The sequence below is a fragment of the Jutongia sp. genome, assembly GCF_057878315.1.
The window spans coordinates 24,748-27,344 of sequence record NZ_DBLXSO010000041.1 but is presented as its reverse complement, the minus strand read 5'-3'; the positions used below and the strand labels follow the sequence as shown (position 1 = coordinate 27,344).

Below are 2,597 nucleotides of genomic sequence, written 5' to 3'. Positions count from 1 at the left end.
CGCTTTTTCCATATTTATCCTATACTCATATGGCGATGCAATTACAATGTCAACAAAATCCTTCAAATCTAACTGATTAAGTATCTCTTCTTCAGTTTCTACATTCTTTTTTCGGGATTTCGCTTTTTCAATCATCTCTTCTGTAAAATATATTTTTGAATTACTCTCAACAATATATTTCTTTAAATCATATTCTAATGATGTGCATATCGCAAACAATTCCACTCTTGTTCCTAAATTTAATTTATCCACTAGTCATTTCTCCCCTTTTAACCTATTTGTTAATTCACACAACAAATGTAACTCCCCATTTTTATTCTCATGTTTAGGATTACTTGCAAACTTTTCTCTTTTGGTACAGTTGTATTCTAACTATTAATAGCGCTCCCTTCACAAGTCATATGTTGTAACCTAATATATATCAATATTTTATCATTATAATGCATATTGCACAATAGCTACCTATCCTGATTTCCCGTTTTCCCGAAAACCCGCTCCCCATCCACCAGAGCCCTATATTTTTATCTCTTTTATTCATTTTCTCTCAAATCCGCTTTTAGGACTTTTAGCCGCACCCTTTAGATGGGCTCATGGCCAACTTTTTTTGTGTGCCGTCTAGGGCTGCTCTCTGATGCGTCAGGGGCAAAATTTTGGCATGCTCAAAGGACGACTGTCAGCCCCGAAATGCGATTTTGCGGGGCGTTGCCTGTGGTGGTGCACTATTTGTTTTGGCTTAGATTTTCTTGCCTGAGTGCTTGCCGATTGGTTGAATGTCGACTTGGCGGAGACTGGCTTGTCTGGTGTTTTGTCAGTTTAACAGTGCTTGTTTGGTAGACGCTGGTTATCGGTGCTTTGGCTTGCTGGTACGTTGTTTTGGCTGACGCTTCCCTTGTGGTACTCTGACGGACAAAAAAAGAAGAAGCATGCAGAGACAAATGAAGGCGGCATAAAAAACAAATCGATATTAGCCAGGTTTATTAAGTGCACCATTTTTTAATCAAGGATTGGAAATTTTTATAAAGAAAAAAAGAAACACCTGAACCGGCAACTTGACGGTTCAGGTGTTTCCTTACTTGGGACTTATTTTACAGCCCCTATATTTACTCTTGACGATTCGGCTTTTATTGCCATATTGACATTCGCTCAGGGTACATAATCTCGAGTTCGCCACGAACTTTGCCCCAGTTGCGGATTGGCATTGTCCACTTTTTGGCTATCTCAAAAGTTCCTAGGTATAGTGCTTTCATTAGCGCCTGGGAACTCGGAAATACGCTTCTCTGCTTGTTTAGTCTGCGATAGCATGAATTCAGCGATTCAATGGCATTTGTGGTATAAAAAGCAGTACGGACCTCTTTGGAAAATTTGAAAATCGGGGAAATTGCATCCCAGTTATCATGCCAGCGGTTCATGGCACTCGGATATTGTCCCGACCATTTTTCTGTAACGTTTTTTAACTGCCTTCTGGCAGTTTCTTCATCGGCAGCTGTATAGATTGTTTTTAAATCTTTAGCAAAAGCCTTCATATCCTTGTTTGCAACGTATTTGAGTGTATTTCTTACCATATGCACTATGCAACGCTGCTGCTCTGTTTTTGGAAATGCTGTAGAGATTGCCTCTTTGATTCCCGTTAATCCATCAGAGCAGAGAATGAGAATGTCCTGGACTCCACGATTTTTCAGACTGTTCAATACGGACAACCAATATTTACTGCTTTCATTTTCTCCAACAACAATACTTAAAACTTCTTTCATGCCATCTTCGTTGATACCGAGAACAACATATGCGGCAAGTTTTCTAATTACTCCATCATCACGGACAGAGAAGTGTACAGCATCAATGAAAACGATAGGATATACCGCAGATAAAGGACGATTTTGCCATTCTTCGATTTTAGGAAGAAGCTTATCTGTAATATCAGATACCACTCTTTCGCTTACTTCAAAGCCATAAATATCCTCTATCGTTTCTGAAATCTGTCGTGTGGTCATTCCTTTGGCATACATAGAAATGATCTTGTCATCAATCAAAGAAATGTCTTTCTGACGCTTTGGAAGCACCTGAGGTTCAAAGGAGCTCTGTCGATCCTGAGGAACATCGACCTCGAACTCCCCATACTTGCTACGAACAGTTTTTGGCTTTGTGCCGTTTCGGTAGTTTGGCTCGCTGGATCTTTCGTAGCGATCATAACCAAGATGACTATCCATTTCTGTTTCAAGCATATCTTGAATCGTTCCGGACAGAAGATCCTTTAATGCTTCCTGAATATCGTCAGCGGACTGAATATCATACTCCTGAAGCAATCCTTGAATCAGATTTCTCTTTCCCTCAGTCATTGGTTTTGGTTTGTAAACTTGTTTTTTTCTGTTTGCCATAATAAAAGGCCTCCTATGATTTAATATTTTATCATAGAAGACCCGTATATTGTCTAATTTACAGAAATTTTTCACAGACTCTTTTTAAATTTTTGATCAGTTCTTGCAAGATTTCACCATCATTTCTATTTTACACCGCTTTTTTCACCATACTAACAATATCACTATTCACTTCCATTATTCGCTTGTCCTGCTCCATCTCTGCGATAGACATCCAATAAAATT

General features: G+C 39.0%; 2 protein-coding genes. Both read right to left on the bottom strand.

Translation table 11 applies throughout. The annotated features are described in order from the left end of the window. Nucleotides 1-252 (bottom strand): hypothetical protein (locus ACZLMD_RS09855; protein ID WP_489495639.1); only part of this gene is annotated, 252 nt, incomplete at its 3' end. An 869-nt stretch (nucleotides 253-1,121) separates the two neighbouring features. Beyond that, the gene (locus ACZLMD_RS09850; protein WP_489495638.1) at nucleotides 1,122-2,372 is read right to left on the bottom strand and encodes an IS256 family transposase; all 1,251 of its coding nucleotides are present in this window, start codon (nucleotides 2,370-2,372) and stop codon (nucleotides 1,122-1,124) included. Between the last annotated feature and the right edge of the window lie 225 nt (nucleotides 2,373-2,597).

Bases quoted from the DNA above. Each gene is read 5' to 3' on its own strand.
- ACZLMD_RS09850 (WP_489495638.1), bottom strand. From the start codon at position 2,372: ATGGCAAACAGAAAAAAACAAGTTTACAAACCAAAACCAATGACTGAG.